This is a genomic window from Streptomyces sp. NBC_01477, assembly GCF_036227245.1.
Lineage (GTDB): Bacteria > Actinomycetota > Actinomycetes > Streptomycetales > Streptomycetaceae > Actinacidiphila.
In genome coordinates this window covers 3,453,144-3,479,753 of sequence record NZ_CP109445.1, presented here as the reverse complement: position 1 = coordinate 3,479,753, position 26,610 = coordinate 3,453,144, and the positions used below count along the sequence as shown (strand labels likewise).

19 protein-coding genes are annotated in these 26,610 nt (G+C 72.8%); 13 read left to right on the top strand and 6 right to left on the bottom strand.

Annotation, left to right across the window (positions count from 1 at the left end; all coding sequences use genetic code 11):
- Positions 1-187 precede the first annotated feature (187 nt).
- Positions 188-1,264 (bottom strand): aminotransferase class V-fold PLP-dependent enzyme, encoded by a 1,077-nt coding sequence (locus tag OHA86_RS14120; RefSeq protein ID WP_329175504.1) that lies wholly within the window; start codon positions 1,262-1,264, stop codon positions 188-190.
- Between the two features lie 83 nt (positions 1,265-1,347).
- Between OHA86_RS14120 and OHA86_RS14115 the strand changes: the two genes are divergently transcribed.
- Positions 1,348-2,259, top strand: a complete 912-nt coding sequence (locus tag OHA86_RS14115) for a LysR family transcriptional regulator (RefSeq protein ID WP_329175503.1) — start codon at positions 1,348-1,350, stop codon at positions 2,257-2,259.
- A 24-nt stretch (positions 2,260-2,283) separates the two neighbouring features.
- On the opposite strand, the gene OHA86_RS14110 is transcribed toward OHA86_RS14115, so the two are convergent.
- Complete coding sequence (locus tag OHA86_RS14110) at positions 2,284-2,586, bottom strand: WhiB family transcriptional regulator (RefSeq protein WP_329175502.1); 303 nt, start codon at positions 2,584-2,586, stop codon at positions 2,284-2,286.
- Positions 2,587-3,060: 474 nt separating this feature from the next.
- On the opposite strand from OHA86_RS14110, the gene OHA86_RS14105 reads away from it, so the two are divergent.
- The 4 genes from OHA86_RS14105 (at position 3,061) to OHA86_RS14090 (ending at position 7,545) form a co-directional block, all read left to right on the top strand.
- Positions 3,061-3,672, top strand: coding sequence for a response regulator transcription factor (locus OHA86_RS14105; RefSeq protein WP_003948568.1), 612 nt, complete (start codon positions 3,061-3,063; stop codon positions 3,670-3,672).
- 248 nt (positions 3,673-3,920) lie between these two features.
- Positions 3,921-4,538 (top strand): sigma-70 family RNA polymerase sigma factor, encoded by a 618-nt coding sequence (locus OHA86_RS14100; protein WP_329175501.1) that lies wholly within the window; start codon positions 3,921-3,923, stop codon positions 4,536-4,538.
- A gap of 115 nt (positions 4,539-4,653) precedes the next feature.
- Complete coding sequence (gene guaB / locus OHA86_RS14095; protein ID WP_329175500.1) at positions 4,654-6,153, top strand: IMP dehydrogenase; 1,500 nt, start codon at positions 4,654-4,656, stop codon at positions 6,151-6,153.
- Positions 6,154-6,423: 270 nt separating this feature from the next.
- A complete protein-coding gene (locus tag OHA86_RS14090) occupies positions 6,424-7,545 on the top strand; it encodes a GuaB3 family IMP dehydrogenase-related protein (RefSeq protein ID WP_329175499.1) in 1,122 nt (373 codons plus the stop codon).
- Positions 7,546-7,606: 61 nt separating this feature from the next.
- On the opposite strand, the gene OHA86_RS14085 is transcribed toward OHA86_RS14090, so the two are convergent.
- Together OHA86_RS14085 and OHA86_RS14080 are read right to left on the bottom strand one after the other, a co-directional pair.
- Entirely contained in the window at positions 7,607-8,221 is a 615-nt protein-coding gene (locus tag OHA86_RS14085; protein ID WP_329175498.1) for a hypothetical protein, read from the bottom strand.
- 187 nt (positions 8,222-8,408) lie between these two features.
- Entirely contained in the window at positions 8,409-9,680 is a 1,272-nt protein-coding gene (locus OHA86_RS14080) for a nucleotide sugar dehydrogenase (RefSeq protein ID WP_329175496.1), read from the bottom strand.
- Between the two features lie 258 nt (positions 9,681-9,938).
- Between OHA86_RS14080 and OHA86_RS14075 the strand changes: the two genes are divergently transcribed.
- From OHA86_RS14075 to OHA86_RS14055, 5 genes are all read left to right on the top strand, one after another.
- On the top strand, positions 9,939-11,645 hold the full coding sequence (locus tag OHA86_RS14075) for a glycerol-3-phosphate dehydrogenase/oxidase (protein WP_329175494.1): 1,707 nt from the start codon (positions 9,939-9,941) through the stop codon (positions 11,643-11,645).
- Positions 11,646-11,729: 84 nt separating this feature from the next.
- Positions 11,730-13,424 carry a serine/threonine-protein kinase gene (locus OHA86_RS14070; RefSeq protein ID WP_329175493.1) on the top strand — a complete coding sequence of 565 codons (1,695 nt, stop codon included), beginning with the start codon at positions 11,730-11,732 and terminating at the stop codon, positions 13,422-13,424.
- Between the two features lie 85 nt (positions 13,425-13,509).
- Positions 13,510-15,372: a serine/threonine-protein kinase gene (locus tag OHA86_RS14065; RefSeq protein ID WP_329175491.1), complete on the top strand. Its 1,863-nt coding sequence runs from the start codon at positions 13,510-13,512 to the stop codon at positions 15,370-15,372.
- Positions 15,373-15,478: 106 nt separating this feature from the next.
- Entirely contained in the window at positions 15,479-17,485 is a 2,007-nt protein-coding gene (locus tag OHA86_RS14060; protein ID WP_329175490.1) for a serine/threonine-protein kinase, read from the top strand.
- A 373-nt stretch (positions 17,486-17,858) separates the two neighbouring features.
- Complete coding sequence (locus OHA86_RS14055) at positions 17,859-19,436, top strand: serine/threonine-protein kinase (RefSeq protein WP_329175488.1); 1,578 nt, start codon at positions 17,859-17,861, stop codon at positions 19,434-19,436.
- Here OHA86_RS14055 and OHA86_RS14050 read toward each other — a convergent pair.
- Positions 19,365-20,024 carry a TetR/AcrR family transcriptional regulator gene (locus OHA86_RS14050; protein WP_329175485.1) on the bottom strand — a complete coding sequence of 220 codons (660 nt, stop codon included), beginning with the start codon at positions 20,022-20,024 and terminating at the stop codon, positions 19,365-19,367. The genes OHA86_RS14055 and OHA86_RS14050 overlap by 72 nt on opposite strands.
- Before the next feature lie 466 nt (positions 20,025-20,490).
- On the opposite strand from OHA86_RS14050, the gene OHA86_RS14045 reads away from it, so the two are divergent.
- Positions 20,491-22,158 (top strand): succinic semialdehyde dehydrogenase, encoded by a 1,668-nt coding sequence (locus OHA86_RS14045; RefSeq protein WP_329175483.1) that lies wholly within the window; start codon positions 20,491-20,493, stop codon positions 22,156-22,158.
- Positions 22,155-24,014 (top strand): GMC family oxidoreductase, encoded by a 1,860-nt coding sequence (locus OHA86_RS14040; RefSeq protein ID WP_329182405.1) that lies wholly within the window; start codon positions 22,155-22,157, stop codon positions 24,012-24,014. The genes OHA86_RS14045 and OHA86_RS14040 overlap by 4 nt, the downstream gene beginning before the upstream one ends.
- Before the next feature lie 335 nt (positions 24,015-24,349).
- On the opposite strand, the gene OHA86_RS14035 is transcribed toward OHA86_RS14040, so the two are convergent.
- Positions 24,350-24,700, bottom strand: a complete 351-nt coding sequence (locus OHA86_RS14035) for a chorismate mutase (protein WP_329175481.1) — start codon at positions 24,698-24,700, stop codon at positions 24,350-24,352.
- Between the two features lie 257 nt (positions 24,701-24,957).
- Here OHA86_RS14035 and guaA point away from each other — a divergent pair, with 257 nt between their 5' ends.
- Positions 24,958-26,571 carry a glutamine-hydrolyzing GMP synthase gene (gene guaA, locus OHA86_RS14030; protein ID WP_329175479.1) on the top strand — a complete coding sequence of 538 codons (1,614 nt, stop codon included), beginning with the start codon at positions 24,958-24,960 and terminating at the stop codon, positions 26,569-26,571.
- Positions 26,572-26,610 lie beyond the last annotated feature (39 nt).

Here is a 26,610-nt window from a genome sequence, read left to right as displayed (position 1 = left end):
GTGGGCGGGCCTCGGGGCGTCCCCTCCGGCCGGCCCGCGGCTGCCTGTCTGTGGTGGGTGAGCAAACCTTCGGGGTACGCCGTCGCCGCGGGTGCGGTCGCCGGTGGTGCGCAACCGCCCGCAGAGAGACCTGCACACGCCCCACCGCACGGGCGTGTGCGCGTAGCCGGCCCACCGCCTGCGCGAGCTACGCCGCCGCTGTCAGGGCGAGGTCGACGTCCGCCGGGGTGTTGTAGAAGTGCGGGGCGAACCGCAGATTGCCCGCCCTCGCGGAGAAGGCGACGCCCGCGTCGGTGAGGCGCTGGTGGACGTCAGGGGCCACGTCGGGCACCGCGACAATCGCGGAGGGGCCGGGGACGGGCGCGTACCCGAGGGCGGTGAAGCCGGCCCGGAGGCGTTCCGCGAGCGCGAGGTCGTGGGCATGGATCGCGGCGACGCCGACCTCCGCGATGAGCGCGAGGGACGCGGCGGCGCCGACGTAGGCGAGGTAGGCGGGCCTCGCGTCGAAGCGGCGGGCGCCGGGCGCGAGGTCGGTGATCGGGCCGTAGCAGGAGCCCCACGGGTCGTCCGCGCCGTACCAGCCGGTGAAGGCCGGGGAAAGGGTGGACTCGGCGCCGGGGCGGACGGTGAGGAAGCACGCCCCGTGCGGGCTGACCAGCCACTTGTACCCGTGGCAGACGACGTAGTCGTAGTCGGCGGCGTCGAGCGGGAGCCAGCCGATGGACTGGGTCGCGTCCAGGAGGGTGCGGGCGCCGTGCTCGGCGGCGGCGGCGCGGATCGCGGGGAGGTCGGCGACCCGGCCGTCCGCGGACTGCGCGGCGCTGACGGCGACCAGCGCGGTGCCGGGGCGTACGGCGGCGGCGAGGTCCTGGAGGGGGACGAGCCGCAGGCGGAGGTCGGGGCGGGCCGCGAAGGGGTGGACCAGGGAGCTGAAATCCTCCTGGTAGGCGACGACTTCGGCGCCCTGGGGCAGGGCGGCGGCGATCAGGCCGACGCTGCCGGCGACGGTGCTCGCCAGGGCGACCTGGGAGGCCGGCACACCGGTGACGCGGGCGAAGGCGGCGCGGGCGTCGGCGACGGCGGTCTCGTAGCCGCCGGTGTCCGGCCGCCCGGCGGCCCACGCGTCGAGGGCGCCACGCAGGGCGGCGATGGTGCGGGCCGGGGCGAGGCCGTGGGTGGCGGCGTTGAGGTAGCCGGCCGGGAGGCCGGGGTATTCGGCGGCCCGCAGATCGGCGAGGGCGGCGGTGGGTGCGTGGGCGCTCATGAATTTCAGCCTGGACCCGGGGCGGGGCAAAGTCCATTGCCGATTTATGGAGGTCATACCTAAGTCATGCTTATGGTGGGGGAATGATCGAGGCACGGCATCTGCGGGTGCTGCGGGCGGTGGCGCGGGGCGGTTCGTTTTCCGCGGCTGCGCGGTTGCTGGGCTGTACGCAGCCGGCCGTCAGCCAGCAGATGAAGGCCCTGGAGGCCTCCGCGGGCACTCCGCTGCTGGTGCGCGGGCCGCGCGAGATGCGGCTGACCCAGGCGGGCGAGGCGCTGGTGCGGCACGCCGACGGGATTCTGGCCGGGCTGGCGGCGGCCGAGGAGGAGGTCGCCGCGATCGCCGGGCTGCGGGCCGGGCGGGTGCGGCTGGCGTCGTTCCCCTCGGGGACCCCGACGCTGGTGCCGGGGGCGGTCGCGGAGATGCGGGACCGGCATCCGGGCACGGAGGTCTCGCTGGTGGAGGCCGAGCCGCCGGGTTCCGTGGACATGCTGCGGGCCGGGGACTGCGACATCACGCTGGCCTTCCGCTATCCGGACCTGCCGACGCCGGCCGAGGAGTCCTGGGACGACCTGGTGGTACGCCCGCTGCTCGCGGACCGGCTGGTCGGTGTGGTGCCGCAGCGGCACCGGCTGGCCGGCGGTCCGGCGGCGGTGGAGCTGGCGGAGCTGGCCGGTGAGCGGTGGATCGCGGGCTGTCCGCGCTGCCGGGGCCATTTGGTGGAGCTGTGCGAACGGGAGGGCTTCACGCCCAGGATCGACTTCGCGACCGACGACTACCCGGCGGTGATCGGGCTGGTCGCGGCGGGTCTCGGGGTGGCGGTGCTGCCGCGGCTCGCGCTGGAGTCGCTGCGGTCGCGGGGTGTCGCGGTGCTCGCGCTGCGGCCCGCCGTGCAGCGCGAGGTCGTGGCTCTGACGCTGCCCGACCTCGCACACGTACCGGCGGTGGACATGATGCTGGGCCGGCTGGCGCGGGCGGGATTGCGCTGGTCCTGACCGCAGAATCGATTCTGCTGGGCTCTACGTCGGTGAACCGAGCACGCGGTGCCTGGAGCGCCCCATCATCTCCTCGCGCTCGTCCTCGGTCAGCCCGCCCCAGACGCCGTACGGCTCGCGTACGGCCAGGGCGTGAGTGGCACACTCCGCGCGTACGGGGCAGCGCATGCACACCTCCTTGGCCGCGGCTTCCCGCGCGCTGCGGGCGGCGCCGCGTTCGCCCTCGGGGTGGAAGAACAGTGAGCTGTCGACGCCTCGGCAGGCAGCCACCAGCTGCCAGTCCCAGAGATCGGCGTTCGGGCCGGGAAGGCGGGAGAAGTCTGCCATTGCTCATCCCCTCGACGGGTGCGTGACGGCCAAGACGACCTCGGTGTCTTCGACCGTACATCTACTGTCGTAGTAGCTGTAAATATGACTCATCGCCAATCTAGCGGCGATTAGCCCACGCATCAGAAAAGAGCGGCCAAAGGGTGCAAAGTCCGGCATAACACCCGTTCAGCAGCATCCGCCGGACTGCCCCGGTCTGCGATGGATCGGCGGTGGTGCCGGAAATCTGTCGGCTCACCCATTCTGACCTGCGCCGTGACCGTTCCGCATGCGCACGATCACGTAGAGTGCTGATGGTGGCGACCAAACTTCGTAACTCTTTCGGGTGAGGGTCGTTGAGTGTGGCGGAAGCGGTTGGCGGCCCTAGCGGTCCCACAGGATTCGGGCATCTGCCCGATGCCGTCAGCCCCAACGGTGAAGACTTCGTACAGCCTGGAGGCACAACGTGACGCGGTTCAGCTGCGGAGGGCGGTCATGACTTCCGTCCTCGTCTGCGACGACTCCCCGCTCGCCCGAGAGGCCCTGCGCCGCGCGGTGGCGACCGTGCCCGGCGTCGAGCGCGTAACCACCGCGGCCAACGGCGAGGAGGTGCTCCGCCGCTGGGGGGCCGACCGGTCCGACCTCATCCTGATGGACGTCAGGATGCCGGGGCTCGGCGGCGTCGAGACCGTACGTCGGCTGCTGTCCGCCGACCCCGGTGCCCGCATCATCATGCTCACCGTCGCGGAGGACCTGGACGGCGTCGCCCTCGCGGTGGCCGCCGGCGCCCGCGGCTATCTGCACAAGGACGCCTCACGCGCCGAACTGCGGGCCACCGTCACCCAGGCGCTCGCCGACCCGACCTGGCGGCTCGCGCCGCGCCGGCTGCGGTCCGCCGAGATGGGCGCCGCGCCCACCCTGACCGCCCGGGAGATCCAGGTGCTCGAAGGGATGAGCCACGGACGGTCCAACGCCGAGATCGGCCGCGAGCTGTTCCTGTCGGAGGACACCGTCAAGACGCACGCACGGCGGCTGTTCAAGAAGCTCGGCGCCTCGGACCGGGCGCACGCGGTGGCTCTCGGCTTCCGCTGGGGCCTGGTCCGCTGACTCGGCTACGCCGTACGCCGTACGGCGAACTCGCCCGCGAGTCCTCGGTTTCCCGGGGGAGGACGCATGCTTGACGTATGGACTTCCTCGGGGATCGGCGGGGGCTTCACATGGCGGACCAGAAGGCGCAGATGACAGTGTCTGCCGCGGACTCAGCCGCGGCTTCGGCCACGACGGCTCATAACGCTTCGGTGCAGAAGTACGGCCGCGATGCGGCGGATGCTCCGGCGGCGAGGCACCATGGGTGGATGCGCGACGACGATACTCCGGCCATTGGTGCCCTCGTCCGTCGCGCCGTTGACGGCGATCAACGCGCGACTCACGACCTGTTGGCACACGTTCACCCGCTCGCCGAGCGCTACTGCCGCACCCGGTTGTCCCGGCTGCCCGGTGACGCGCGGCACTTCGTGGACGACCTCGCACAGGAGGTCTGCCTGGCGGTGCTGTGCGCACTGCCGCGCTACCGCGACCTGGGGCGCCCCTTCGAGGCCTTCGTGGTGTCCATCGCCGCCCACAAGGTCGCCGACCTGCAACGGGCCGCGATGCGCCACCCCGGCAGCACCGCCGTCCCCTCCGACGAGATGCCGGAGAAACCGGACGACTCGCTCGGCCCCGAGGAGCGCGCGCTCCTCAACAGCGACGCCGCCTGGGCCAAGGAACTGCTCGACCGGCTGCCGGGGCATCTGCGGGAGCTGGTGCTGCTGCGGGTCGCCGTCGGGCTGAGCGCCGAGGAGACCGGGCGGGTGCTCGGCATGTCGCCGGGGGCCGTACGGGTCGCCCAGCACCGCGCGCTGAGCCGGCTGCGGGCCATCGCCGAGGAGTCGGCCGCCGCACACCCGGCGGGCGCGGGCGGCCTCAGCGCCTAGGCCTGTCGCTCGTTCCACCCTTGCGGGCACTGGTCCGTACCGGACCGTCCTGGGAATACCGGCACAGCCACTACCATTGAACAACTCGCCGGGCAAGACCATTCGGGAAGGTGTCATGACGCTGAACGCCGACGGAGTAGCCGAGAAATTCGCCGCCCTCGGGCTGACCTACGACGATGTGCTGCTGCTGCCGGGTGCGTCCGAGGTGCTGCCCAACGAGGTGGACACCTCGTCGCTCATCTCGCGCAACGTCAAGGTCAACATCCCGCTGCTGTCCGCCGCGATGGACAAGGTCACCGAGGCCAGGATGGCCATCGCGATGGCCAGGCAGGGCGGCGTCGGCGTACTGCACCGCAATCTGTCGATCGAGGACCAGGTCAACCAGGTGGACCTGGTCAAGCGGTCCGAGTCCGGCATGGTCACCGACCCGATCACGGTCCGCCCCGACGCCACGCTCGGCGACGCGGACGCGCTGTGCGCGAAGTTCCGGATCAGCGGTGTCCCGGTCACCGACGGCACCGGGCGGCTGCTCGGCATCGTCACCAACCGCGACATGGCCTTCGAGTCCGACCGCGCCCGCCAGGTCCGCGAGGTCATGACGCCGATGCCGCTGGTGACCGGCAACGTCGGCATCTCCGGCGTGGACGCGATGGCGCTGCTGCGCCGCCACAAGATCGAGAAGCTGCCGCTGGTCGACGCCGACGGCAGGCTGCGCGGCCTGATCACCGTCAAGGACTTCGTCAAGGCCGAGCAATATCCGCACGCCGCCAAGGACTCCGAGGGCCGGCTCGTCGTCGGCGCCGCGGTCGGCGCCGGACCCGAGGCCCTGGACCGCGCGCAGGCGCTGGTCGGCGCCGGGGTGGACTTCCTGGTGGTCGACACCTCGCACGGCCACAACAGCAACGCGCTCAACTGGATGGCCAAGATCAAGGCCAGCGTCAGTGTGGACCTCGTCGGCGGCAACGTCGCCACCCGCGACGGCGCCCGCGCGCTGATCGACGCGGGCGTGGACGGCGTCAAGGTCGGCGTCGGCCCCGGCTCCATCTGCACCACCCGGGTGGTCGCCGGCATCGGCGTCCCCCAGGTCACCGCGATCTACGAGGCCGCGCAGGCCTGCCACGACGCCGGCGTCCCCGTCATCGGCGACGGCGGCCTGCAGTATTCCGGCGACATCGGCAAGGCGCTGGCCGCGGGCGCGAGCAGCGTCATGCTCGGCAGCCTGCTCGCCGGCTGCGAGGAGTCCCCCGGGGAACTGCTCTTCATCAACGGCAAGCAGTTCAAGTCCTACCGCGGCATGGGATCGCTCGGCGCGATGCAGTCCCGCGGGCAGGGCCGCTCGTACTCCAAGGACCGCTACTTCCAGGCCGAGGTCTCGGCCGACGACAAGCTCGTGCCCGAGGGCATCGAGGGCCAGGTTCCTTACCGCGGCCCGCTGTCCGCCGTCCTCCACCAGCTCGTGGGCGGCCTGCGCCAGACCATGGGCTACGTCGGCGCGGCGACCGTCGCGGAGATGGAGTCCAAGGGCCGCTTCGTCCGCATCACCGCGGCGGGCCTCAAGGAGTCCCACCCCCACGACATCCAGATGACGGTCGAGGCCCCCAACTACCACGGCTGACGCCGCGCTGGCGCCCCCGGCCACGTCCTGCCCTCCCCAGGGCGCGGAATTGCGCGCTGCCTCCGCGGCAGGGGGTGCCCACCCGGGGGCGCTGGGGTCGTGCGGTTCCCCTTACGGCAGGGGGTGCCCCAGGGGGCGTCCGCACACGACGGCTGTGGAGGGTCGCGCGCGCTCCTGGGGGCCCCGGCAGGCGTACGGGCACGTCCGGCGCGGGCGGCAGCCACGGCGTGCGGGATACTGGGGCCGCAGGCCACAGAGAGAGGCACGGACGTGACAGAGATCGAGATCGGTCGGGGCAAGCGAGGCCGCAGGGCATATTCCTTCGACGACATCGCCGTAGTGCCCAGCCGCCGCACCCGGGACCCGAAAGAAGTCTCGATCGCCTGGCAGATCGACGCCTACCGCTTCGAGCTGCCCTTCCTCGCCGCGCCGATGGACTCGGTCGTGTCGCCGGAGACCGCGATCCGGATCGGCAACCTCGGCGGGCTCGGGGTGCTGAATCTGGAGGGGCTGTGGACCAGGTACGACGACCCGGAGGCGCTGCTCGCGGAGATCGCGGAGCTGGATGACGTACGGGCGACCGCGCGGCTCCAGGAGATCTACCGGGCGCCGATCCGCGAGGAGCTGATCGGGCAGCGCATCAAGGAGGTGCGGGACGCCGGGGTCGTGACGGCCGCCGCGCTGTCGCCGCAGCGGACCGCGCAATTCTCCAAGGCCGTGGTGGACGCCGGGGTGGACCTGTTCGTGATCCGCGGCACCACCGTGTCCGCGGAGCACGTCAGCGGGTCGCACGAGCCGCTGAATCTCAAGCAGTTCATCTACGAGCTGGACGTGCCGGTCATCGTCGGCGGCTGCGCCACGTACACGGCGGCGCTGCACCTGATGCGGACCGGGGCCGCCGGTGTGCTGGTCGGCTTCGGCGGCGGGGCCGCGCACACCACGCGCAATGTGCTGGGCATCCAGGTGCCGATGGCCACCGCGGTGGCCGATGTGGCGGCGGCCCGCAGGGACTACATGGACGAGTCCGGCGGTCGCTATGTGCACGTCATCGCGGACGGCGGCTTCGGCGCCAGCGGTGACCTGCCCAAGGCGGTCGCCTGCGGGGCGGACGCGGTGATGATGGGCTCGCCGCTGGCCCGCGCGACGGACGCGCCGGGGCGCGGTTTCCACTGGGGCATGGAGGCGGTCAACCCCGAACTGCCGCGCGGCAAGCGGATGAACCTCGGGACGGCCGGCACGACGGAGGAGATCCTGCTCGGCCCGTCGCACGCCCCGGACGGCTCGATGAACTTCTTCGGTGCGCTGCGCCGCTCGATGGCGACGACCGGCTACTCCGACCTGAAGGAATTCCAGCGCGTCGAGGTCACGGTCTCGCCGACGCACCACCGCTGAGACAGCGCGAAGGCGGCGGGGACGCGAGCTGCGTCCCCGCCGCCTTTCGTGTGCGCGCGGGTCAGTTCGCGACGCGGCGGGTCACGACGAAGCCCTCAAGGCCGGCGATGGCCAGGAAGAAGAAGGACTTCGCGTCGAAGTCGTGCTTCCACTGGCGGAAGACGTCGCCGCCGTGGTCGGTGAGCATCGAGAACCAGGAGATGTCCAGGCCGGCCTGTGAGGCGTAGTGGCTGGCGATCATCGACAGGCCGACCATCTCGCCGAGGAAGACGCCGAGCAGCGCCAGCACGATGCCGACGAAGGGCAGCACGGGATTGCGGCCGCCGATCTTGCCGAGCGCGAAGCCGATCAGCAGGCCCACCGCCAGGGCGAGGTAGCCGACCTCGGTGTAGTGGCCGTCGTCCTTGGCCATCGCCCGCATGATCCCGGCGTAGGCGAACGCGGCGACCAGCATGGCGGCCACACCCGCGACGACGGCGAGCCCGGGGTTCCCCCGCGGCGGGGCGCCGATCGGGGCCGGCGGGGCGTACGCGGCGGCGTTGAAGGGCGCGCCGCCCTGCGGCGGGGTGACGTACGGCGACGGGGCGTACGGCTGCTGCGGGCCGGGCGGCGGCTGCTGCGCGTACGGGTTCTGGCCGCCGGGCGGCTGCTGCGGCGGCGGGAAGTCGGAGCTCATAAAGGGTCCCCCGGGGACGGAATGCTGTGGGTTTCCGCACGTCGGGCGGCCCACTTTGATGCGTGCATGCCCCGTGCGAACGGTGAGCCGAAATCTAGCAGGGGGCAGTGACAATCGGACAAGACGTTTGATCCGGTCGTTACAGGACCCGGACGTCCGCCCCGCCAGGGCGATCACGGCCCGTCGCTCACAGCCGGGCGGCGGCGCCGGCCGGGGTGGCGCCGCGGGTGTCGAGCAGGAGTTGGGCCTTGACCGCCAGGCCCTGGAGGTCGTACGTGCGGTGGTGCTGGAGCAGCAGCGTCAGATCGGCGTCGGCGGCGGCCTCCCACAGGGAGTCGGCGCGCGGGACCGGGCGGTCCATGACGCGCCACTGCGGTACGTACGGGTCGTGGTAGCTGAGCTGGGCGCCGAGTTCGAGCAGCCGGGTGCCGATCTCCCGGGCGGGGGCGCCCTGCTGGTCGGCGAGGTCGGCCTTGTACGTCACGCCGAGCAGCAGGACGCGGGCGCCGCGCAGCGACTTGCCGTGCTCGTTGAGCAGCGCCGCGGCCCGCTGGACGACATAGCGCGGCATGCGGGAGTTGACCTCCTGGGCGAGTTCGACCATCCGCAGCGGGTGGCCGGGCAGCCGGGGGTGGGCGGGCGGGGTGAAGTGCGGGGCCGCGTTGGGGTCGAGGGGGGCGGCGGGGCCGCCGACGCCGGGGCCCGGGCGGAAGGCCTGGAAGCCGAACGGCTTGGTCTCCGCGCACCTGATGACGTCCCACAGGTCGACGCCCAGGTCGTGGCAGAAGACCGCCATCTCGTTGGCGAAGGCGATGTTGACGTGCCGGTAGTTGGTCTCCAGCAGCTTGACCGCCTCGGCCTCGCGGGTGCCGCGGGCCCGCACGATGCGTTCGGTGAAGCGGCTGTAGAAGGCGGCGGCGGCCTCGGTGCACGCGGGGGTGCAGCCGCCGACCACCTTGGGGGTGTTGGCCAGCTGGTAGGCGCGGTTGCCGGGGTCGAGGCGGCCGGGGGAGTAGGCGAGGTGGAAGTCGCGGCCGGCCCGCAGCCCGTGCGACTCCAGCAGCGGGCGCAGATATCCCTCGGTGGTGCCGGGGTAGACGGCCGACTCCAGGACGACGGTGGTGTGCGGGCGCAGGTGCGCGGCCAGCGCCCGGGCGGCGGTGGCGACCGCGGACAGGTCGAGGGCGTGGTCCTCGCCGGGCGGGGTGGGCGCGCAGATCACCGCGGTACGCACCCGGCCCAGTACGGCCGGGTCGGCGGTGGCGCGGAAGCCGCAGGCCAGCATCCTGCGCAGGTCGGCGGCGGCGAGCGAGCCCGGCGGCACCCGGCCGGCGTTGATGTCGGCGACGGTGGCGGGATCGGGGTCGTAGCCGATGACACCGACGCCCGCGACGGTCGCCGCCTGGGCGAGCGGGAGTCCGGTGCTGCCGAGTCCGAGTACGGCGAGGTCTGCGGGCATGGGGGGTGTCCTCCCTGGCGACCACCACGAATGGGCTCATGCATGGCTTTAAAACAGGCTAACCAGACAAATCACTGATATGACCACTCGCCGCGCCGTACAGGCCCGGCGACCTGGCCTGGCAGCGTCCGGCCGGGCCGGTCACTATCGAAGGAGGGCCACCGCCGGATCACGGCATATCCCGGTGGAACCCGAGCAGGAACGACCCAGCGGAACCGACCGAGAGCCCGGTCACCAGCGACAGGCACGGAGGTACGGATGCGTACGACGACACTCGGACCCGCCCAGCGGGCGGCGGCCCTCACCCGGATGGCGGAGAAGGAACTCGACATCCTGGTGGTGGGCGGCGGCGTCGTCGGCGCCGGGACGGCGCTGGACGCGGCCACCCGCGGGCTGTCGACCGGGCTGGTCGAGGCCCGCGACTGGGCCGCCGGCACGTCCAGCCGGTCGAGCAAGCTCATCCACGGCGGGCTGCGCTATCTGGAGATGCTCGACTTCGCGCTGGTCCGCGAGGCGCTGAAGGAGCGCGGGCTGCTGCTGGAACGGCTCGCGCCGCACCTGGTGCGCCCGGTGCCCTTCCTCTACCCGCTCCAGCACAAGGGCTGGGAGCGGCTGTACGCGGGCTCGGGCGTGGCCCTCTACGACACGATGTCGCTGTCCTCGGGACACGGGCGCGGCCTGCCCGTGCACCGCCACCTCACCCGCAAGCACGCGCTGCGGGTCGCCCCCGCGCTGCGCAAGGACGCGCTGGTGGGCGCGCTCCAGTATTACGACGCCCAGGTCGACGACGCGCGCTTCGTCGCGGCCCTGGTGCGTACCGCCGCGTCGTACGGCGCGCATGTCGCCAACCAGGCGCGGGTGACCGGCTTCCTGCGGGAGGGCGAGCGCGTCGTCGGCGCCCGGGTGCTCGACGGCGAGGCGGGCGGCGAATACGACGTGCGGGCCAAGCAGGTGGTGAACGCGACCGGGGTGTGGACCGACGACACCCAGGCGCTCATCGCCGAGCGCGGGCAGTTCCACGTACGGGCGTCCAAGGGCATCCACCTGGTGGTGCCCAAGGACCGGATCCATTCGAGTACGGGGCTGATCCTGCGCACCGAGAAGAGCGTGCTCTTCGTCATCCCGTGGGGCAGGCACTGGATCGTCGGCACCACCGACACCGACTGGGACCTGGACAAGGCGCACCCGGCGGCCTCCAGCGCCGACATCGACTACGTGCTCGACCACGTCAACTCGGTGCTGGCCACCCCGCTGACCAGGGACGACGTCCAGGGCGTCTACGCCGGGCTGCGCCCGCTGCTGGCCGGCGAGTCCGACGCCACCAGCAAGCTGTCCCGGGAGCACACCGTGGCCCACCCGGTGCCCGGGCTCGTGGTCGTCGCCGGCGGCAAGTACACGACGTACCGGGTGATGGCCAAGGACGCGGTGGACGAGGCCGTGCACGGGCTGGACCACCGGGTCGCCGCGTGCTGCACCGAGGACGTGCCGCTGGCCGGGGCCGAGGGCTACCAGGCGGAGTGGAACGCCAGGGCCAGGACCGCCGCCCGTACCGGTGTGCACGTCGCGCGGATCGAGCACCTGCTCAACCGCTACGGCACCCTCATCGACGAAGTGCTCGACCTGATCGCCGACGACCCGTCGCTGGCCGCCCCGCTGACCGGCGCCGACGACTACCTGCGCGCCGAGGTCGTCTATGCGGCGGCGTACGAGGGCGCCCGCCACCTGGACGACGTGCTCGCCCGCAGGACGCGGATCTCGATCGAGACCTTCGACCGCGGCACCCGCTGCGCCCGCGAGGCGGCCGAGCTGATGGCGCCGGTGCTCGGCTGGGACGCCCACCAGGTCGACAAGGAGGTCGAATACTACGAGAAGCGCGTGGAGGCGGAGCGCGAATCGCAGCGCCAGCCGGACGATCTGACCGCGGATGCCGCCAGGCTGGGGGCGCCGGATATCGTGCCTCTCTAGGCGCACGGCGTCTGGACGCGAGCCGGAACGGGCCGAACGGCCCTCCTGGCACGCGTGATCGGGGGACAGACGGAGGAACAGGACATGGTGGCACCCGCGGACGAGGGGCGGTTGGTCGCGGGCCGGTACCGGCTGATGGAGCGGATCGGCCGCGGCGGCATGGGCACCGTGTGGCGGGCCGAGGACGAACTCCTCGACCGCCAGGTCGCGGTCAAGAAACTGCACCCGCCGCAGCCGCACATGCTCGAAGAGGAATTGGCCACGCTCTTCGAGCGCACCCGCCGCGAGGCCCGCGCCGCCGCCAGGATCAGCCACCCCAACGTCATCGTCGTCCACGACGTGGTGGACGACGCGGGCCTGCCGTCCATCGTCATGGAGTACGTCCCCTCGGTCACCCTCGGCGAACGGCTCAAGGAGGGCGGCGCCCTGCCGCCGGCCGAGGCCGCCAGGATCGGCCGCGGCATGGTCGCGGCGCTGCGGGCCGCCCACCGCGCAGGAGTGCTGCACCGCGACGTCAAACCCGGCAACGTCCTGCTCGGCGACGGGGGCCGGATCGTCCTCACCGACTTCGGCATCGCCCAGGCGTCCGGTACCTCGACGCTGACCAGGACCGGCGAGCTGATCGGCTCCATCGACTTCCTGTCGCCCGAGCGCATCCGCGGCGCCATGCCGGGGCCCGAGGCCGACCTGTGGGCGCTGGGCGCCACGCTCTACCAGGCCGTCGAGGGCGAGTCGCCCTTCCGCCGCCCGACCGCGATCGAGACGGCGTACGCCATCGCCGAGGACCCGGTCGTGCCGCCGCCGAACGCCGGGGCGCTGACCGAGGTGATCGCGGGCCTGCTGGCCAAGGAGCCCGCTGAGCGGCTGTCGGCGGAGGACGCCGAGCGGATGCTGCGCATCCCGGCGGGGGACCAGGACACCGCGGTGGTCGAGCAGGTCAAGGTGACCGAGCCGCTGCCCGTCTCCGATCCGGCGTCCGCCGCCCGCGGTGGTGCGCCCGCGCACGCCGGTCACACGCCGCCGCATGGCGACGCCCCCGGCGCGTACTCCACCACGGGGCAGCAGCCGCCGTATTCCGCGCCGCACGGCCGGGACCGCCGCCGCCCCGGCCGCTGGATCGCCGCCGCGGCGGCCGTCGCGGTGCTGGCCGGGGGCATCGCCGTCGCCGTGGACCGGGCGCACCGGTCGGACGCGGCCGGCGGCGACGGCGGCCCCACGGGCGCCCCGACCGCCACCGCGACCACCGCGACCACCGCGACCACGGCCCCCACGACGCCCACCACCCCCGCGACGCCCACCGCCGAGCCGACCAACGCGCACCCGCCGCCCGTCCCGGACGGCTACCACCTGGAGGACCAGGCCAACCGCGGCTACAGCGTCCCGGTCCCCGACGACTGGACGAAGAAGGTCACCGACGACGGCGACCAGGTCAGCTACGTCGACCCCACTGACACGGTCGCCCTCAAGATCAGCGCCCTGGACTACGCCAGCTCCGACCCGTACCAGCACTGGCTGGACCTGGAACCACAGACCCAGGACAAGGTCCGCAACTACCACCGCGAGCGCATGGAGACCACCAAGACCGCCTGGGGCCAGGACGCGGCCTTGTGGCAGTTCACGTTCAAGGGCACGAGCAGCACCTTCCGCGCCGTGGACCTCGGATTCGGCAAGGAGGGTGGACGCGAGTACGCGGTGTACCTGTCCGCGCCGAAGTCCCAATGGACCACCTACAAGCCGGTGTTCGACACCGCCGCCGCCGGTTTCCGGCAGCAGGGCTGAACAGCGGCCCGAGCTCCGCATTCGCATCCTGGTGCCCCGGTCGGGGATGATGGGGTTTCACACCGCAGGACTGCAGAGGGAACCCATGAGCGAGGTCGAAGGTACCGACGGACGCCTGCTCGCCGACCGGTACCGCCTCGACGGCGTACTGGGCAAGGGCGGTATGGGTACGGTCTGGCGCGCGGTCGACGAGACCCTGGGCCGCTCCGTCGCCGTCAAGGAACTGCGTTTCCCGGGCAACGTCGACGAGGACGAGAAGCGCCGCCTTGTCACGCGCACGCTGCGTGAGGCCAAGGCGACCGCGAGGATCCGCAACACCGGCGCCATCACCGTCTACGACGTCGTCAAGGAGGACGACCGGCCGTGGATCGTGATGGAACTCATCGAGGGCAGGTCGCTGTCCGACGCCATCCGCGAGGACGGCCCGCTGACCCCCAAACGGGCCGCGGAGGTCGGCCTCGTCGTGCTCGACGTGCTGTCCGCCGCGCACCGCGAGGGCATCCTGCACCGCGACGTCAAACCGTCCAACGTGCTGATCGCCAACGACTCGCGGGTCGTGCTCGGCGACTTCGGCATCGCGCAGATCGACGGCGACCCCTCCGTCACCTCCACCGGCATGCTGGTCGGCGCGCCCTCGTACATCTCGCCCGAGCGCGCCCGCGGCCACAAGCCGGGCCCGCCGGCCGACCTGTGGTCGCTGGGCGCGCTGCTCTTCGCCTCCGTCGAGGGCCGGCCGCCGTACGACAAGGGGTCGGCGATCGCCACCCTGACCGCGGTGATGACCGCGCCCGTCGGCCCGATGCGCAACGCCGGGCCGCTCAGCGCGGTCATCACCGGGCTGCTGGCCAAGGACCCGGAGAAGCGGCTGGACGAGAGCGCCGCCCGCGCGATGCTCCGGAGCGTCGCCGAGGCGCCCGACCGCCCGGTGGCCCCGGCCGCGCCGAGCGGCGAGACCGCCACGGCGGTGCTGCCGGTCGACCCGCAGCCGACCCCGACCGACGCGCCGCCCGCCACTCAGCGGGCCGACGCCGAGCGGGCCGACGCCGAGCAGGCCAGGGTGCGCGAGGCGCTCCAGTCCGTGCGCAAGGCGGCGGCCACGTCCAGGACCGCGCCCGCGGCCTCACCCCAGCCCGGCGGGCCGGCCGCCGCCCCGCCGCCCGCCCGCTCCCCGATCACCGACGCCGTACCGCGCCGCACCCTCGTCATCGCGGCGGTCGCCGTCGCCCTGGCGCTGCTGGGCACGCTGATAGGCGTCGCGCTCGCCAAATCCGGCGGCGGGGACGGCGACACCAAGAACGGCGGCAAGACCACCGCGGGCGCCAGCGGCACGCCGGGCAGCACGCAGACCACGAAGCGGAAGGACGGCGACGACCGCAAGCCGTCGGCCTCCGCCCCTTCCGCCACCGGCGGCGCCGACGACTCGGCCGCCACCTCCGCGGGCACCGGCGGCAAGTCCACGACGACGCCGAGCGCGTCCACCGGGCCGGGGACGGCGCCGGCGGGCTTCTCGCTCGTCCAGGCGGCGGGTAAGTCGTCCGTGGCCGTCCCCGCGGGCTGGAAGCAGGTGTCCGCGGGCCAGAACCACTACCACACGGGCACGCTTTTCAGCGGCCCCGACGGCGCGGAACTGCTGGTCGACTCCACTTCGACCCCCGGGCCCAGCGCCCTGGCCAAGTGGCAGCACGACTCCAAGACGGTCGGCGCCGGCATGAACGGATACCAGCAGATCGGCGTCCAGCGGGTCACCTACCGCGGATACGACGCCGCGGACTGGGAGTACAAGCGGACGCTTTCGGGTAGGCAAGTGCACGTCCTGAACCGAGGCATGGTGACGGACGCCCACCACGGCTATGCGCTGTTGTTCACCTTCCCCGCCGACGCATGGGACAGCGATGCGAACCAGCGGATGCGGGCGATCGCCTTCGACACGTTCAAACCGGCCGGGTGAGTGAGTCGCAGCACGTATCGTGAAGGGGATCGAACTGTACGCATCCGGGACCGCCCGGACGTGACCGGTTCGTACCGCAGTCCGACCGGGCCAGGGAGGGGGCGCCGTGGACGAATACGCAGGGCGGGTACTCGCGGACCGCTACCGGTTGCCCAGGCCGCCGGCGGACGAGTACGAACTCGTCGAGACCCGCGCCTTCGACACCTACAGCGGCCAGGAGGTCCTGGTCCGCCAGGTCCTGCTGCCCGAGGTGGTGGCCGCCGAATTCGGTGACGACGACCCCGACACGCTCGGCGAGAGCGCCCGCCGCGCCCTGGACGCGGCCCGCGCCGCAGCCGCGATACCCGACCACCCCCGACTCGTCCAGGTCTTCGACATCTTCGTCGAGGACGGCAGCCTGTGGATCGCGAGCGAGCTGGTGTCCGGCCGCCCGCTGGCGGCCTTACTCGCCGAACGCCCCATCGACGCCTATCGCGCCGCCGAGGTCGCCTCCGACGTCCTCACCGCGCTGCGCACCCTGCACGCCCACGGCTGGACCCACCGCAACGTCACCACGGGCACGGTGCTGGTCTGCGACGACGGCCGCGCCATGCTCGGCGGCCTCGCGGCCGGAGCCGCGCAGGAAGCCCTCTGCGGCTACGACCCGCTGCCCGAGCACGTCCCGGCGATGAGTGCCGCCGAGGCCTCGGACGGCGCGGCGGACGGGGCACCCCGTGATCCGGCCGCCTGGCACGGCCCGCGGTCCGCGCTCGAACAGGAGCGGGCCCGGCAGAACCGCATCACCGTCGTCGGCGCCGTCACCGAGCGCTGGGCGCCTGAGCAGGCCCACCCGGTGCACGAGAACTGGCAGCTGTCGCCGCCGGTCGGCCCGCCCGCCGACCTGTGGGCACTCGGGTCGCTGCTCTTCCGCAGCGTCCAGGGCCACCCGCCGTATCCCGAGGAGAATGCCGCCGAGCTGGTCCAGCTGGTGTGCGCGGAGCCGCCCGCCTTCGCCGAGGAGTGCGGACCGCTGCGCCCGGTCGTGGAGTCGCTGCTGCGGCCCGACCCCGAGGAGCGGCCCGAGGCCGAGGAGCTGGGCGGCTGGCTGCGCTCGCTGATCCGCTCCGCGCCGGAACCCGAGGTCGGCACCCACACCGTCCAGCTGCCCACCGATCCGGCGAAGCTGCCGGTCAAGCGGCGCAAGGGCGAGCTGGTCAAGCGCCGGCGCCGCGAGGCCGCCGCCGACCCCGAGGGGCTCCAGCACCGCAGGCACGCCCGCGGCAAGCAGGCCAGGGTCGTCAAGGCCAAGCGGGAGCGGGTCAAGCGCAGCGAGGTCATGCAGGAGCACTTCCACGAGGAGCAGGTGGTCTCCTCGCGCGGCCCCGCCCCCGACGGCACCGCCGCCGCCCCGCGCCGGCTCGGCGCCCGGCTGCTGGTGCTGATACTGGCGGTGCTGGTCGCGCTGGTGGTCTTCGTGGTGCTGCTGCTGCCGCACCGCGACAGCTCCACGGACGGGGCCGACGGGAACCGTACGGTGCCGGCCGAGATGCCGGGCTCCGGCGGCGGCAAGAAGAAGGACCCGGAGCCCTCGGCGACCGCGGCGCCGACGCACACCGCCACGAAGGCTCCGCCGAAGGCACCCACGCACGCCGCCACCACCGTGCCCCCGGTCGCGCCGCCCGACCTCGGCGCGGACTTCGCGCTGCACACCGACCCGGCGGGCTTCACCGTCGCCGTCCACACCGGCTGGCTGCGCACCGGCAAGAACGGCAAGGGGCAGGTGCGGTTCACCGGGAGCGACCTGACGATGACCGTCGTGCCGGGCCGTGACAAGGCGACGGGTGACAGTGACGACCCGGTCGCCTATCAGCTCGTGGAGCCCGAACTCGCCGACTTCCGGGCCTCGTCCTGGTCCTCGGCGGCCGGCCTGCAAGCCGTCACCATCCAGGGCCACCAGGCCGCCGAGGGCGAGTACACCTGGCGGGACGCGAACCAGCAGTCGATCTACGGGCGCAACCTGGCGATTCAGATCGGCGGGCGGTATCACGTGGTCCTCATCTACGGGCCGGACTCGCAGCGGGCCGCTGTGCAGCGGGCGTTCGACAAGGTCGTCGAGACCTACGCGGCGGACTGACGTCCGCGTCGCGCTTCTTGACCTTGTCCGGGCGCCTGCGGCCCGGTGGGGGCTTGTCGCGCGGTTCCTCGCAGCCCTGAGGGGGCCACTTGCCGTGACCTGCCACCTGCTGCCCGGTGGGGGCTGGGCGCGCGGTTCCTCGCGCCCCTGGGTGATTGCCACTTGCGGTGGCGTCGCTTCTTTCCCGGCGTCGTGGTCGCGCGCGCGGTTCCTGGCGCCCCTGAGGGGGTGCTACTTGTCGTGACGTGCCGCCTGCGGCTGGGTGGCGGACTGCGCGGCGAACCCATTACCGGGTGAGGGTTCCGGGACTTGCCCGGGGGGCTGGGCGGGGGAAAACGGGTGTCGGGGTGGAGGGGTGCGGCATGATGGGGGGATGGCGAGTGACGGGGGTCGGAACGCCGCGGCACCGGGGGATGTGGTCGCGGGCCGCTACCGCATCACCAACCGCCTCGGCCGCGGCGGCATGGGCACCGTATGGGCGGCGACGGACGAACTGCTCCACCGCCAGGTGGCCGTCAAGGAGTTGCACCTCCCGCACACCGGGCTGAGCGAGGTCGAGTCCGGCCGCCAGCACGAGCGCGCGCTGCGGGAGGCCCGCAGCGTGGCCCGTATCCGCCACCCCCACGTGGTCGTCGTGTACGACGTCGTCGAGCAGGACGGCCGCCCGTGGATCGTGATGGAGCTGATCGACGGCCGCTCACTGGCCGAGATCCTCCGCGAGGACGGCCCGTTGGCGCCGCGCGAGGCCGCCAGGATCTGCGCGGCCGTCGCGGGCGCGCTGCTCGCCGCGCACGCGCACGGCATCCAGCACCGCGACGTCAAGCCCGCGAACGTCCTCATCGACCACGCCACCGGCCGCGTCGTCCTCACCGACTTCGGTATCGCCCGCATCCCGGGCAGCGCCACGATCAGCGAGACCGGCTCCTTCGTCGGCTCGCCCGAATACACCGCGCCCGAGCGGATGTCGGGCGGCCGGGCGGCGGGCCCGGAGTCCGACCTGTGGTCGCTGGGCGCGCTGCTGTGCGCGGCGGTCGACGGCCACTCGCCCTTCCAGCGCGAATCGATCGGCGAGATCGTGCACGCGGTCGCGATCGGCGACATCACCCCGCCGGCCACGGTCGGCCCGCTGCTGCCGGTCGTTCAGGCCCTGCTGGACCGCGACCCGGCCCGCCGGATGGCCGCCGCCGATGTGATGACGGTCCTGGTCGCGTACGCGGAGACCGGCGTCGAGCCGCCGACCCCCGACGCGCCCACCCCGGAACTCCCGGTCGAGAAGCCGGCGGACCCGAAGCCGCGGGGCCGGCGGCGCCGGCTGCTGGCCGGGGTGGCGGCGGCCGTCATGATCGCGGTCGTCGCCGGCGCCACCGCGGCGCTCGTCGTCACCCACGGCCGGGGCAGCGCCGCCTCGGCTCCGCGGACCACGCCACCCGTCACCACCACTGCCGCACCGACGACCACCCCGCCCGCGACACCGTCGCCCTCGCCGACGCCCACCGCCCCGGTCCTCCCGGCCGGCTTCCGTACGACCACCGACAAGCGCGGCTTCGCCGTGGCGCTCCCGGCGGGCTGGGTACGGCAGGAACTCAAGCCCCGGGTCTACTACTGGTCGCCCGACCACACCTTCCGCTTCGGCGAACGCGAGCAGTCGCCCGATCCCGGCGGCCCGTACGCCGTGATGCACGGACAGGACGTCGTGGCCCGCGGCCCGGACAGCATCTACCCCGGCTATCGCGACGGCGTCATCACCCGTACCTCCCAGAACGGCCAGGAGGCGGCGCTCTGGGAGTTCACCTACGACGGTTTCAGCGACGGCCGCGGCGCCCGGCGCGTCTTCGACCTGTGCTGGACGCAGGGCGGCCGGATGTACGACGTGTGGGTGTCAGGCCTGATCACCCGGGTCGAGGAGACCCGGGACACCTTCGACACCGCCCGGGCCACCTTCACCCCGTGAGGGCCGCCCGCGCAGGTGGGCGATGCCCTGGTCCAGCGCGGCTTCGAGGTGGCGCAGGCTGCCGGTGGACAGCAGGATCAGCACACCGCCCTGGATGCCGGCCAGCAGCGCGGCGGCGGCGCGGTCGGCGTCCAGTCCGCGGTCCGTCTCGCCGATGCCCTGCATGTGGCGGATGCCCGCGGCGATCTCGGCCTGCCACCGCTCCAGCAGTTCGGTGGCCACCGCCTGCGCGCCGGGGGTCGCGTGCCCGACCTGGGAGACCGCGACGCTGAGCGGGCAGTTCTGGCCCTGCTCGCGGTAGCGGGCGACGACCTTGTCGCGCCAGTGCCGCCAGGCGGTCCAGGAGGTGAGCGCGCCCAGCTCGGGCTGCTGGTCGCTGAGCACCTTGGCCGCCTCGTGGCGGGCCACCGCCAGGAACAGCTCTTCCTTCCCGCCGGGGAAGTAGTGGAAGAGCTGGCCCTTGCTGGTCGTGGTGCTCGCCAGGACGTCGTCGAGCGTCACGGAGAACACGCCGTGCCGGCGGATTTCGGCTGCGGCTCCCTCGATGATGCGGTGCCGCGTCGCGGCGCCTCTGCGGGTGAGGGTCACGTCTTCGACGGTAGGTACGCCGGAGTGGACCGGCAAGTCCAGTTCCCCGCGTCCCGCGCGACGCCTGTCACCGACCTCACAGTCGCGCTCTGTGCGTGTTCGCCGCGCAGTTCCCCTGTGGGGCACGGCTCCGCTGCCGCAGAGGGTGAGTTCTCACGGAAGGGCGCCTGCTCTGCCGCGGAGGGCACCCATCAGGGGCGCGGGGAACTGCGCGACAAGCCACGACGTACCGTCGTGTGGGGACGGGCGGCCACCACCCCAGGGGCGCGGGGAACTGCGCGCCCAGCCGCAGTGCGGCGGCACTGTGAACGTGACAGGAAGCGGCAACCCCCCCAGGGGCGCAAGCCCCGGTGGGGCACCGTGGGCGGGGAGGGGGTTACTGGGGGTTACCCCGGGTGAGGGGTGGGGGGAGAAAAGGGCTACTGATGGGTAGCCGCGCAGCGCCCGGCGCCGTAACCTCACCGGCATGACGGATTCGCCAAAGCCCGCAGCCGCGACCGCCGCGACCGCCGCGACCGCGACCCCCGCAGCCGCCGCAGGCGCGACCGCACCGCCCGGCGGGAACCCGGTCGCCCCGGCCGGCACCCGGGGGCCGCAGGACGTCGTCACGCCCGAGGTCCTCGCGCGGCTCACCCGCGGCCTCCGCGGCGAGGGGCGGACCGTGAGCCACACCCCGCTCACCGGCGACAGGCTCGCCGAATATCCCGAGGCCTCGCCCCAGGACGTGGCGGAAGCCTTCCGCGCGGCCCGCACGGCCCAGCGCGCCTGGGCCGCGACGCCGGCCCGCGAGCGGGCCGGCGTACTGCTGAGGTTCCACGACCTGATCCTGGCCCGACAGAGCGACCTGCTGGACCTCATCCAGGTCGAGACGGGCAAAGCCCGCCTGCACGCGCACGAGGAATTGCAGGTCGTCGCGATGTCGGCCCGGCACTACGGGCGCAAGGCCCCGGCGTATCTGGCGCCGAAGCGCCACCAGGGCGCGATCCCGACGCTCACCCGGACGGTGGAGCTGCGCCAGCCCCGCGGGGTCGTGGGGCAGATCGCCCCCTGGAACTACCCCTTCGAGCTGTCGGTGGGCGACGCCCTGCCCGCCCTGGCCGCGGGCAACGCCGTCGTGATGAAGCCGGACACCGAGACCGCGCTGACCGCCCTGTGGGCGCGCGAGCAGATGATCGAGGCGGGGCTGCCGGAGGGCGTGTGGCAGATCGTGATCGGCGACGGGCCGGTCGTCGGCCCGGCGCTGGTCGACCACGCCGACTACGTGTCCTTCACCGGCTCGACCCGTACGGGCCGCGAGGTGGCGCAGCGCGCCGCCGCCCGGCTGATCGGCGCGAGCCTGGAACTGGGCGGCAAGAACGCCCTGTTGGTGCTGCGGGACGCCGACCTCGACAAGGCCGCCGAGGGTGCGGTCCGCGCCTGCTTCGCGTCGGCCGGCCAGCTGTGCATCTCCATCGAGCGGTTGTACGTGGACGAGTCGGTCGCCGACGCCTTCCTGGCCAGATTCACCGAGAGGACCCGGGCGCTGCGGCTCGGGACGGCGCTGGCTTACGGCGCGGGCATGGGATCGCTGGTGGGGCCGCGGCAGTTGGACGTGGTGACCCGCCATGTGGACGAGGCCAGGGAGAAGGGCGCCCAGGTGCTGGCGGGCGGCCGGGCGCGGCCCGACATCGGGCCCTACGTCTACGAGCCGACCGTCCTGGACGGCGTGGAGCCGCCGATGGCGGTGTGCGCCGAGGAGACCTTCGGCCCGGTCGTGTCGGTCTACCGCTTCCGCGACGAGGAGGAGGCCGTCGAGCGCGCCAACGCCACCGACTACGGCCTCAACTCCAGCGTCTGGACGAAGGACACCCGCCGCGGCGCCCGGATCGCGGCCCGGCTGCGCTCCGGCACGGTGAACGTGAACGAGGCGTACGCCGCCGCGTACGGCAGTGTGCGCGCGCCGATGGGCGGTATGAAGGACTCGGGGCTCGGCCGCAGGCACGGCTCCGAGGGCATCCTCAAATTCACCGAGGCCCAGACCGTCGCCACCCAGCGGCTGCTTCCGCTGGCGCCGTCCTTCGGCATGGACGACGAGAAGTACGCGGCTTTCATGACCCGTTCGCTGCGGCTGCTGAAGACCCTGCGGATGCGCTGAGCCGGCCGGCCCACCCCACGGAGGACGATGTGTCAGAGGAAGACGGCTACGACTACGACGTCGTGGTGATCGGTTCCGGCTTCGGCGGTGCCGTCTCGGCGCTGCGGCTGACCGAGAAGGGTTACCGGGTCGGCGTGCTGGAGGCCGGCCGCCGCTTCGCCCGGGAGGAACTGCCGAAGAACTCCTGGGACTTCCGCAATTACCTGTGGGCGCCCGCCCTCGGCCTCTACGGCATCCAGCGCATCCACGTGCTGGGCAATGTGCTGGTGCTGGCCGGCGCCGGGGTCGGCGGCGGTTCGCTGAACTACGCCAACACCCTCTATGTGCCGCCCGCCGCCTTCTTCCAGGACCCGCAGTGGGGCCGGATCACCGACTGGCAGGCGGAGTTGGCGCCGTACTACGACCAGGCCAAGCGCATGCTCGGGGTGCGGGTCAATCCGACGCTCACGCCCTCCGACGTCCACCTGCGGGACGCGGCCGAGGAGATGGGCGTCGGCGACACCTTCCACCTGGCCCCGGTCGGCGTCTTCTTCGGCGACGGAAAGGACGCGGAGGGCGCGGGATCCGCGGAGGGGGAGGGTACGCACAAGGCCGCGCCCGGCGAAGAGGTCCCCGACCCGTACTTCGGCGGGGCCGGGCCGGCCCGCAGGGCCTGCATCGAGTGCGGGGAGTGCATGACCGGCTGCCGGCACGGCGCCAAGAACACCCTCAACGAGAACTATCTGCACCTCGCGCAGAAGGCCGGCGCGGTGGTCCACCCGATGACCACCGTCGTGGACCTCGCCGAGGACGCGCGGGGCGGCTACCAGGTCACCGCCGTCCCCACCGACCAGCGCAGGAAGGGCGGGCGGCAGGTGCTGCGCGCCCGCCAGGTGGTCGTCGCGGCGGGCACGTACGGAACGCAGACGCTGCTGCACGCGATGCGCGACGCGGGCCGGCTGCCCGGCATCTCGGCGCGGCTCGGCGAGCTGACCCGGACGAATTCCGAGGCCCTGGTCGGCGCCCAGACCTCGCCCGGCCGCTACCGCAAGAAGTACCCGGACCGCCCGCTGGACTTCACCCGGGGCGTGGCGATCACCTCGTCGGTGCACCCCAACGACCACACCCACATCGAGCCGGTCCGCTACGGCCGCGGCTCCAACTCGATGGGCTCGATGTCGGTGCCGGCCGCGCCCTACGGCGGCAAGGCGCCGCGCTGGCTGGAGATCCTCGGCCACAACCTGCTGCACCCGGTGGTGACCTTCCGGTCGCTGTCGAACTACCGCTGGTCGGAGCGCACCATCATCGGCCTGGTCATGCAGACCAGCGACAATTCGCTGATCACGTACCGCAAGACCAAGGGCCTGGGCAAGGGCCTGCTGACGGCGCGGCAAGGCCACGGCGAGCCGAACCCGGTGCACATTCCCGAGGGGGCGCAGGCGGCCCGGCTGATCGCCGCGCAGATCAACGGTTTCGCGGGCACCAACATCGGCGAGGCCACCCAGCGGCCGATGACCGCGCACTTCCTGGGCGGCTGCCCGATCGGCGAGGACGCCGAGCACGGCGTGATCGACCCGTACCACCGGCTGTTCGGGCATCCGGGCATCCATGTGGTGGACGGCGCGGCCGTGTCGGCGAATCTCGGCGTCAATCCGTCGCTGACGATCACCGCGCAGGTGGAGCGGGCGATGTCGCTGTGGCCGAACAAGGGCGAGGCGGACCCGCGGCCGGACCAGGGCGAGGCCTACCGCAGGATCGCCGCGGTCAGGCCGGCCGCCCCGGTGGTCCCGGAGGACGCCTTCGGCGGTCTGCGGCTGCCGCTGCTCCCGATTCCGGCGGTGCCGCCGGTGCGTACCGTTCCTGACAAATCGCTCTGAACAAGCTGTAATGTGTGCTTCGTGGTGCTCTCTTCGCAGAGCGGCCGGTTCCGGGCGTCCCCGGCACCGACCGCCTCATTAGAGTCGTGACCGGGCTGCTGTCCCCTGCCGTCCGGTCACTGGTACCGCTGCGAGGTCCCACGGCGGGCGCATTGCTGCGGCCCGCCTCATCGCACCGGTCACACCCCGCCCAGCTGCGTCTGGGCGGTGTCCTTTTCCACGCGTGGTGTGGGTCGACCGCTCCTGGCTGGCGCGGACACCACCTCCAACGAAAGGGCCGCTGGGCGGTCACGTGCCGTTCGGGTGATCCCCCTCGAAAGGGTCGTACACCCGCGTCATACGCTGCCCCGGCACAGTTCGAGCAGCGTCATCGCCACCGACGTGCCGGGCCGGCCGAGCGCGTCGCCGTAGGTGCGCAGGATCTCCAGCTCCCGCGCCAGGTGCACCCGGCGCCCGCCGGACCCGATCCTGGCCTGCTGCACCGCCCGCGACACCGCCATCCGCTCCTGGACCAGCGCGATGATCCGGCCGTCGAGCCCGTCGATAAGGGCCCGGTTCGCCGCGATCACCTCATCGGGACCCGGGTCGGCGCCGGGACCGTGCCCGGTCGGCGCGGAGGCATCCGCCTGCTCGGGTACGGGCACGGGTACGGGCGCGGGCGCCGGTACGGGTACGGGTGTGGTCACGTTCTGCTCCTCGGGTCCGCAGGACGTCCGGGGCGCCGGAGGGGCCGTACGGCCGGGGGAGAAACGACAGACGCCCCGGGCCGTTGGCCCGGGGCGCCTGGAAGTCGCTGTGTCAGTGGCACACGCGACGCGACCATGGCAGCCGGCCGGGCCGGGTGCCATAGGTAAAGGCGAAGGTGTGCGGGGTCATGGGGGCGAGTGTAGCGACGGTAGAATCAGAACTCGACCCCATCGCAGCAACCGCCGGAAGGCAGCCCGTGGCATCAGCGACCCCCGCCGCCCCCGACCGCAGCACCGAGTCGCCCGAGGACGGTACGGACACCGTTCTCGTGGTCGACTTCGGGGCGCAGTATGCCCAGCTCATCGCCCGCAGGGTGCGTGAGGCCCGGGTGTACAGCGAGATCGTGCCCTCGACCATGCCGGTCGCCGAGATGCTGGCGAAAGGCCCGAAGGCGATCATCCTGTCCGGCGGGCCCTCGTCGGTCTACGAGCCGGGCGCGCCGACCCTGGACCGGGCGCTGTTCGAGGCCGGGGTGCCGGTCTTCGGCATGTGCTACGGCTTCCAGCTGATGGCCACCACGCTCGGCGGCACCGTCGACAACACCGGGGCGCGCGAGTACGGCCGCACCGACCTCACCGTGTCCAAGCCGGGCTCGACGCTCTTCGAGGGCACCCCCGCCGACCAGTCGGTGTGGATGTCGCACGGCGACGCGTGCTCGGCGGCGCCCGAGGGCTTCGCCGTGACCGCGTCCACCGGTGTCGTACCGGTCGCCGCGTTCGAGAACGACGAGCGGCGGCTCTACGGCGTGCAGTACCACCCCGAGGTGCTGCACACCACGCACGGCCAGCAGATCCTTGAGCACTTCCTCTACCGCGGCGCGGGCCTGGCCCCGACCTGGACCACCACCAACGTGGTGGACGAGCAGGTCGCCCTGATCCGCGCCCAGGTCGGCAGCAGCCGGGCGATCTGCGGCCTGTCCGGCGGCGTGGACTCCGCGGTCGCCGCCGCTCTGGTCCAAAGGGCCATCGGCAGCCAGCTGACCTGCGTCTACGTCGACCACGGGCTGATGCGCAAGGGTGAGACCGAGCAGGTCGAGAAGGACTTCGTGGCCGCGACCGGCGTGCAGCTCAAGGTCGTGGACGCCTCCGAGCGCTTCCTGGCCGCGCTGGACGGGGTGTCGGACCCGGAGCAGAAGCGCAAGATCATCGGCCGGGAGTTCATCCGGGTCTTCGAGCAGGCGCAGGCGGAGATCGTCGCCGAGGCCCCCGGCGACCAGCCGGTGGAGTTCCTGGTGCAGGGCACCCTCTACCCCGACGTGGTCGAGTCCGGCGGCGGCACCGGCACCGCCAACATCAAGTCGCACCACAATGTCGGCGGCCTCCCCGAGGACCTGGAATTCCAGCTGGTCGAGCCGCTGCGCAAGCTCTTCAAGGACGAGGTCCGGATGGTCGGCCAGGAGCTGGGCCTGCCCGAGGAGATCGTCCAGCGCCAGCCCTTCCCCGGCCCCGGCCTGGGCATCCGCATCGTCGGCGCGGTCACCCGCGAGCGCCTCGACCTGCTCCGCGAGGCCGACGCCATCGCCCGCGAGGAGCTGACCGCGGCCGGCCTCGACCGCGAGATCTGGCAGTGCCCGGTGGTCCTGCTCGCCGACGTCCGCTCGGTCGGCGTCCAGGGCGACGGCCGCACCTACGGCCACCCCATCGTGCTGCGCCCGGTCTCCTCCGAGGACGCGATGACCGCCGACTGGTCCCGGCTGCCCTACGACACGCTGGCCCGGATCTCCACCCGGATCACCAACGAGGTCAAGGACGTCAACCGGGTCACCCTGGACATCACGAGCAAGCCCCCGGGCACCATCGAGTGGGAGTGAGCGGTATCGGTCCGCGTCCCGTTGAGTCACAGCGTGCTG

Excerpts from the sequence above, each read along its gene's own strand:
- OHA86_RS14120 (WP_329175504.1), bottom strand. The coding sequence starts at position 1,264 with ATGAGCGCCCACGCACCCACCGCCGCCCTCGCCGATCTGCGGGCCGCC.
- OHA86_RS14115 (WP_329175503.1), top strand. The coding sequence starts at position 1,348 with ATGATCGAGGCACGGCATCTGCGGGTGCTGCGGGCGGTGGCGCGGGGC.
- OHA86_RS14110 (WP_329175502.1), bottom strand. The coding sequence starts at position 2,586 with ATGGCAGACTTCTCCCGCCTTCCCGGCCCGAACGCCGATCTCTGGGAC.
- OHA86_RS14105 (WP_003948568.1), top strand. The coding sequence starts at position 3,061 with ATGACTTCCGTCCTCGTCTGCGACGACTCCCCGCTCGCCCGAGAGGCC.
- OHA86_RS14100 (WP_329175501.1), top strand. The coding sequence starts at position 3,921 with ATGCGCGACGACGATACTCCGGCCATTGGTGCCCTCGTCCGTCGCGCC.
- guaB (WP_329175500.1), top strand. The coding sequence starts at position 4,654 with ATGACGCTGAACGCCGACGGAGTAGCCGAGAAATTCGCCGCCCTCGGG.
- OHA86_RS14085 (WP_329175498.1), bottom strand. The coding sequence starts at position 8,221 with ATGAGCTCCGACTTCCCGCCGCCGCAGCAGCCGCCCGGCGGCCAGAAC.
- OHA86_RS14080 (WP_329175496.1), bottom strand. The coding sequence starts at position 9,680 with ATGCCCGCAGACCTCGCCGTACTCGGACTCGGCAGCACCGGACTCCCG.
- OHA86_RS14075 (WP_329175494.1), top strand. The coding sequence starts at position 9,939 with ATGCGTACGACGACACTCGGACCCGCCCAGCGGGCGGCGGCCCTCACC.
- OHA86_RS14070 (WP_329175493.1), top strand. The coding sequence starts at position 11,730 with ATGGTGGCACCCGCGGACGAGGGGCGGTTGGTCGCGGGCCGGTACCGG.
- OHA86_RS14065 (WP_329175491.1), top strand. The coding sequence starts at position 13,510 with ATGAGCGAGGTCGAAGGTACCGACGGACGCCTGCTCGCCGACCGGTAC.
- OHA86_RS14055 (WP_329175488.1), top strand. The coding sequence starts at position 17,859 with ATGGCGAGTGACGGGGGTCGGAACGCCGCGGCACCGGGGGATGTGGTC.
- OHA86_RS14045 (WP_329175483.1), top strand. The coding sequence starts at position 20,491 with ATGACGGATTCGCCAAAGCCCGCAGCCGCGACCGCCGCGACCGCCGCG.